This is a genomic window from Intrasporangium sp., assembly GCF_040414665.1.
Lineage (GTDB): Bacteria > Actinomycetota > Actinomycetes > Actinomycetales > Dermatophilaceae > Intrasporangium.
In genome coordinates this window covers 61236-67572 of the sequence record NZ_JBEDUL010000152.1, presented here as the reverse complement: position 1 = coordinate 67572, position 6337 = coordinate 61236, and the positions used below count along the sequence as shown (strand labels likewise).

Below are 6337 nucleotides of genomic sequence, written 5' to 3'. Positions count from 1 at the left end.
GCCGCCGCACAGCACCGATTGCTCGCCGAACAGGTCGGTCTCGCATTCCTCGCGGAATGTCGTCTCGATGACGCCGGCGCGGCCGCCGCCGATCGCGGCACCGTAGGACAGGCACAGATCGTGAGCGTTGCCGGAGGCGTCGCGGTGGATGGCGAGCAGGCACGGCACGCCGGCGCCGCGCTGGTATTCGGAGCGCACCGTGTGCCCCGGTCCCTTCGGCGCGACCATGAACACATCCATGTCGGGGCGCGGCTCGATCAGGCGGAAATGGATGCTGAGCCCATGCGCGACGGCGAGCGCCGCGCCCTCGCGCATATTCGGCTTCAGCTCGTTGTTGTAGAGCCCGGCCTGCAATTCGTCCGGCGCCAGCACCATGACGATGTCGGCCCATTTCGCCGCCTCGCTGTTGGTCAGCACTTTGAAGCCGGCATTTTCGGCCTTCTGTGCGGAGGGCGAGCCTGGCCGCAGCGCCACGACGACATCCTTGACGCCGCTGTCGCGCAGATTGTTGGCATGGGCGTGGCCCTGGCTGCCATAGCCGATGACCGCGACCTTCCTGCCCTGGATGACGGACAGATCCGCGTCGTCGTCGTAGAACATCTCGGCCATCGTGGCCTCTCCTTTGGTTCGGTTGTGCTGTGGTTGAAAGACATTGGACTGTATGCCGCTGAGCTCGCTTGCGCTCCAAGCTCAGTCGGCGTGCAGTCGGGTTCTCAGGCGCTGCGCAGGCTTCGGTCGGTGATCGACCGGCCGCCGCGGCCGACGGCGACCATGCCGGACTGGACGAGCTCCTTGACACCGAAGGGCTCGAGCACGTCGAGCAGCGCCCGTAGCTTGTCCGACGTGCCCGTCGCCTCGACGACGACGGCGTCGGTCGTCACGTCGACGACCCGCGCCTTGAAGAGGTGGATCGTGTCGATGACCTGGCTGCGCGTCGTGGCGTCCGCACGGACCTTGACGAGCAGGATCTCGCGCTGGACCGAGTTCGTCGGGTCCAGCTCGACGACCTTGAGCACCTCGATGAGCTTGTTGAGCTGCTTCGTCACCTGCTCCAGGGCACTGCCCTCGACGTCGACGACGACCGTCATGCGGGAGATCTCCTGGATCTCGGTCGGACCGACCGCCAGCGAGTCGATGTTGAAGCCCCGACGGGAGAAGAGGGCCGCGACTCGGGTCAGGACGCCGGGCTTGTTCTCGACCAGGACGGACAGGGTGTGCTTGCTCATTCCTCACGCTCCCAGACGGGCGCCTCGTCTCGGGCGGCCAGGATCTTGTCGTTGCTGACGCCGGCGGGGACCATCGGCCACACCATCGCGTCGCGGTGGACCACGAAGTCGATGACGACGGGTCGGTCGTTGGTCTCGAGCGCCTGCTTGATGACGGCGTCGACCTCGTCGGGCGTCTCGGCCCGCAGGCCCAGGCAGCCATAGGCGTCGGCGAGCTTGACGAAGTCGGGGACGCGCTGCTGCATCGGCTGCAGGTCGGTGTTGGAGTAGCGCTCGTTGTAGAAGAGCGTCTGCCACTGGCGCACCATGCCGAGCGAGCTGTTGTTGATGATCGCGACCTTGATCGGGATGTTGTTGACGACGCAGGTCGCGAGCTCCTGGTTGGTCATCTGGAAGCAGCCGTCGCCGTCGATCGCCCACACCGTCCGCTCCGGCTCGGCGGCCTTGGCGCCCATGGCCGCGGGGACCGCGTAGCCCATGGTCCCGAGGCCACCGGAGTTGAGCCAGGCGTTGGGGCGTTCGTACTGGACGAACTGCGCCGCCCACATCTGGTGCTGCCCGACCCCGGCGACGTAGGTGCCTTCCGGCCCCGTCAGCTCACCGATCCGCTTGATCACGTACTGCGGCGACAGGGTGCCGTCGGCGGTGTCGGTCCAGCCGAGGGGGTAGGTCTGCTTCCAGGCGCGCACCTGCTCGCGCCACTCGGCGAAGTCCCACCCGGCCGCGTCCGGACCGGCGTTGGCCTGGTCGGCGCGGATCTGCTCGATGAGGTCACCGATGACCTCGCCGACGTCCCCGACGATCGGGACGTCCGCCACCCGGTTCTTCGAGATCTCGGCGGGATCGATGTCGGCGTGGATCACCTTGGCATCGGGGGCGAACGTCGACAGCTGGCCGGTGACGCGGTCGTCGAAGCGGGCGCCGAGCGTGATGATGAGGTCGGACTTCTGCAGGCTGGTGACGGCGGCGACGGTGCCGTGCATACCGGGCATGCCGAGGTTGAGTGGGTTGCTGTCGGGCACGGCCCCCCGGGCCATCAGGGTGGTGGTCACCGGGATCTGGGTCAGCTCGACGAGCTCGCGCAGCTTCTCGCTGGCCCTGGCCCGGACGATGCCGCCGCCGACGTAGAGCACGGGCCGTTTGGCGGCCGCGATGAGCCGCGAGGCCTCCCGGATCTGCTTGCTGTGCGGGCGGGTCACCGGACGGTAGCCGGGCAGGTCGATCTGCGGCGGCCAGCTGAAGGTCGTCGTCGCCTGGAGCGCGTCCTTGCTGATGTCGACGAGGACCGGGCCGGGTCGTCCGGTGCTCGCGACGTGGAACGCCTCCGCGATCGCCTGGGCGATCTTGGACGGGTCGGTCACGAGGTAGTTGTGCTTGGTGATCGGCATCGTGATGCCCCGGATGTCTGCCTCTTGGAAGGCGTCGGTCCCGATCGCGGCACTCGAGACCTGACCGGTGATGGCAACGATCGGAACCGAGTCCATGTGGGCGTCCGCGATCGGCGTGACGAGGTTCGTCGCGCCCGGCCCGGAGGTCGCCATGCAGACGCCGACCTTGCCGGTGGCGGAGGCGTAGCCCTCGGCCGCGTGTCCGGCCCCCTGCTCGTGTCGAACGAGGACATGACGGACCTTGCTGGAGTCGAGCATCGGGTCGTAGGCGGGGAGGATGGCGCCGCCCGGGATGCCGAAGACCGTGTCCGCTCCGACGGCCTCGAGCGCGAGTACGAGAGCCTGGGCACCGGTGACCTCGACGGCCGGGACGACCGGCGCGGTGCCGACGGAGTGGGCGCTCGGGGTGTCGGCGTTGGGCTTGGGGCGGGCCAGTTGGGCCACGTCCGCAGGCGAGGGCGCCTGCTTCGTGGTTTCGCTCACGGTTCTCTCCGCTGTGGTCGTCGTTGCTGAAGTGGCCGTCGGGGGTGCACGGGAGGCCGAGCCGCCCGTGGGTAGTCACAAAAAAACCCTTCAGTCCTGGTGGGACGGAAGGGAGCGCGCTGACCGGGGCTGCTGGTCGGCGCGCTAGGGAAGTACGAGGATTCGGGCCACGCGTCCACCGTCCTACGCACCGTCGGTGAAGTCAATCGGCCTCCCGGGCCGTCTCAGCATGTGGTGATGTGATCTCACCCTCTGTCGACGGCGTTCGGTCGCGCTCCGTCACGACACGGCGATGCCGAGTCCTTGGCGAAAGTCAGTTGTTGCCGGGCCGTGCGGGTCTGGAGACTTGCACGAGGCATCACCGCCATGACCGGGAGGGAACGCATGCGCGACACGCAGCTCGACATCAATGACCTCGGGTTGACGGACTACGCCGTCAGGCCGCTCACCGTGGCCGACGCCGAGGCCGTCTTCGAGCTCATGGCTGCCGGGGAGCTCGAGACGATCGGCGAGGTCGCGATCGAGGAGGCCGACATCATCAGCGACTGGCAGCGTCCGAGCTTCGACCTCGCCACCCAGAGCATCGGTGTCCTCGACAACGAGGACGGACACGAGAGCCTCGTCGGGTACGCCGAGGTCTACCGCGGCCGGTATGCCGACGTGGCCGTCGCCGCCGACCATCGGGGCCGGGGTATCGGAACCGCCCTCGCCCACTGGACGCAGCGGCTGAGCAGGCGCGACGGGTCCGGGCTCGTCGGAATGCCCACACCGGACGGCTCCCCGGGCGAGCACCTGATGCGCGAGCTCGGGTACGAGGTCCTGTGGACGTCCTGGGTGCTGGCGATGCCCGAGGGCAAGCAGATCGAGCCGCAGCCGATCCCCGAGGGCTACTCCATCCGGCCGGCCGAGGGCGAGGCCGACTACCGCACGGCCCATGAGGTCGTCGAGGACGCGTTCCTCGAGTGGTCCGAACGGGAGCGGGAGACCTATGCGGACTTCGCGGCCCTCATCGTCCACCGACCCGGCTTCGAGCCCTGGCACCTGAAGCTCATGATCGACCCGTCCGGTCAGGTTGTCGGTACGTCGATCCTCCAGCTGGCCGGTGAGTGCGGCTACGTCAGCCGGCTCGCGGTGCGCCGCGACCAGCGGCACCGCGGCCTCGCCCGGGCGCTGCTGGTCGACTCCTTCGAGCAGGCGCGGGCCCACGGAGCGCCGCGGTCGGAGCTGTCGACCGACTCCCGCACCGGCGCCCTGAGCCTCTACGAGAAGGTCGGGATGGAGGTCACCTCCACCTGGCGCCACTGGGCCATCGACACGTCTCAACAGCCGTGACCTGACCGCACCCCACCCCCTCCAACCGCAACACGCCCGGCTCCTCGAAACGCACCAGTGCTGCAGCACTGGTGCGTTTCGAGGAGCCGGGCGTGTTGCGGGGTTTGGGCCCTGTGCGGCGGTCAGTCGCAGACCGCGCCGCGGCTCGCGCTGCCGACGAGCCTGCGGTACTTCGCGAGCACGCCGCGGGTGTACCTCGGCTCGGGGTGAACGACCCCCTCCGCACGTCGGCGGGCAACCTCACCGTCGTCGACGAGCAGGTCGAGCGTGCCGTTCGCGACATCGAGCCGGATGGGGTCGCCGTCCCGGACGAAGGCGATCGGTCCGTCGTCCACCGCCTCCGGCGCGACGTGCCCGACACACAGCCCCGTCGTCCCGCCGGAGAACCGCCCGTCGGTCAGCAGGAGGACGTCCTTGCCGAGGCCCGCGCCCTTGATCGCACCGGTGACCGCCAGCATCTCGCGCATGCCGGGTCCGCCCTTGGGGCCCTCATAGCGGATGACGACGACGTCGCCCTTCTCGAGGGTGCCCTGCTCGACCGCGTCCATCGCACCGCGCTCGCCGTCGAAGACCCGCGCCCGGCCCTCGAAGACGTCCTCGTCGAACCCGGCCGACTTCACCACGGCACCTTCGGGAGCGAGCGAGCCGGTGAGGATGGTCAGACCGCCCGTCTTGTGGATCGGCCGCGACATCTCCCGGATGACGCGCCCGTCGATGTGCGGCGGCTTGATCTCGTCGAGGTTCTCGGCGACCGTCCGCCCCGTCACCGTCAGGGCGTCGCCGTGGAGCAGCCCCGCCTCGAGGAGCGTCTTCATCACGACGGGGATGCCACCGATGTGGTCGATGTCCTTCATGACGAAGGAGCCGAACGGCTTGACGTCCGCCAGATGCGGCACCTTCTTGCCGATCCGCTGGAAGTCTCCGATCGTCAGGTCGACCTCGGCCTCGTGGGCGATGGCGAGCAGGTGCAGCACCGCGTTGGTCGAGCCGCCGAACGCCATGACGACGGCGATCGCGTTCTCGAACGCCTCCTTCGTCATGATCTGACGCGCCGTGATCCCCTGTCGGAGCAGCCCGACGACCGCCTCGCCGGACTTGCGGGCATAGGCGTCCCGGCGCCGGTCCGTCGCGGGCGGCGCCGCGGACCCCGGGATCGACATCCCGATGGCCTCGGCGACTGCCGCCATGGTGTTGGCCGTGTAGAACCCGCCGCAGGCGCCCTCGCCGGGACAGATCGCCCGCTCGATCGCGTCGACGTCCTCGCGTGGCATGAGGCCCGCGGCGCAGGCACCGACCGCCTCGAAGGCGTCGATGATCGTGACCTCCTTCTCGGTGCCGTCCGAGAGCTTGGCGATGCCGGGCAGGATGGTGCCCGCGTAGAGGAAGACTGACGCGAGGTCGAGCCGAGCCGCCGCCATGAGCATGCCCGGCAACGACTTGTCGCAGCCGGCCAGCAGCACCGAGCCGTCGAGGCGCTCGGCGTTCATGACGGTCTCGACGGAGTCGGCGATGATCTCCCGGGAGACGAGTGAGAAGTGCATTCCCTCGTGCCCCATGGAGATGCCGTCTGAGACCGAGATCGTCCCGAACTCGAGGGGGTAGCCGCCGCCGGCGTGCACGCCGTCCTTGACGGCCTTCGCGAGCCGGTCGAGGGACAGGTTGCACGGCGTGATCTCGTTCCACGAGCTCGCGACACCGATCTGCGGCTTGGCGAAGTCCTCGTCGGACAGCCCCACCGCCCGGAGCATCCCTCGCGCCGCGGTCTTCTCGAGACCGTCGGTGACGTCACGGCTGCGTGGCTTGATGTCCGGCGTTTGCGTCATGGACCGAAGCATAGGACCGTGTCCGCTGGGTGGACACGCCATCTCACCTGCCGTATGCCGCTGACATCGCACCCAGCCCGAGGGG

5 protein-coding genes are annotated in these 6337 nt (G+C 69.0%); 1 reads left to right on the top strand and 4 read right to left on the bottom strand.

The genetic code is table 11. The features are described 5' to 3' along the window. The 3 genes from ilvC to ABF401_RS16440 form a co-directional block, all read right to left on the bottom strand. On the bottom strand, positions 1 to 609 hold a 609-nt coding region (gene ilvC, locus ABF401_RS16450), incomplete at its 3' end, for a ketol-acid reductoisomerase (RefSeq protein WP_353510654.1). A gap of 104 nt (positions 610 to 713) precedes the next feature. Continuing rightward, a complete protein-coding gene (ilvN, locus tag ABF401_RS16445; protein ID WP_353510653.1) occupies positions 714 to 1226 on the bottom strand; it encodes an acetolactate synthase small subunit in 513 nt (170 codons plus the stop codon). Beyond that, on the bottom strand, positions 1223 to 3097 hold the full coding sequence (locus ABF401_RS16440) for an acetolactate synthase large subunit (protein ID WP_353510652.1): 1875 nt from the start codon (positions 3095 to 3097) through the stop codon (positions 1223 to 1225). Before ABF401_RS16440 ends, ilvN begins: the two co-directional genes overlap by 4 nt. A gap of 384 nt (positions 3098 to 3481) precedes the next feature. Between ABF401_RS16440 and ABF401_RS16435 the strand changes: the two genes are divergently transcribed. Further along, positions 3482 to 4429 (top strand): GNAT family N-acetyltransferase, encoded by a 948-nt coding sequence (locus tag ABF401_RS16435; RefSeq protein WP_353510651.1) that lies wholly within the window; start codon positions 3482 to 3484, stop codon positions 4427 to 4429. A 122-nt stretch (positions 4430 to 4551) separates the two neighbouring features. On the opposite strand, the gene ilvD is transcribed toward ABF401_RS16435, so the two are convergent. Beyond that, the gene (gene ilvD, locus ABF401_RS16430) at positions 4552 to 6252 is read right to left on the bottom strand and encodes a dihydroxy-acid dehydratase (protein ID WP_353510650.1); all 1701 of its coding nucleotides are present in this window, start codon (positions 6250 to 6252) and stop codon (positions 4552 to 4554) included. Between the last annotated feature and the right edge of the window lie 85 nt (positions 6253 to 6337).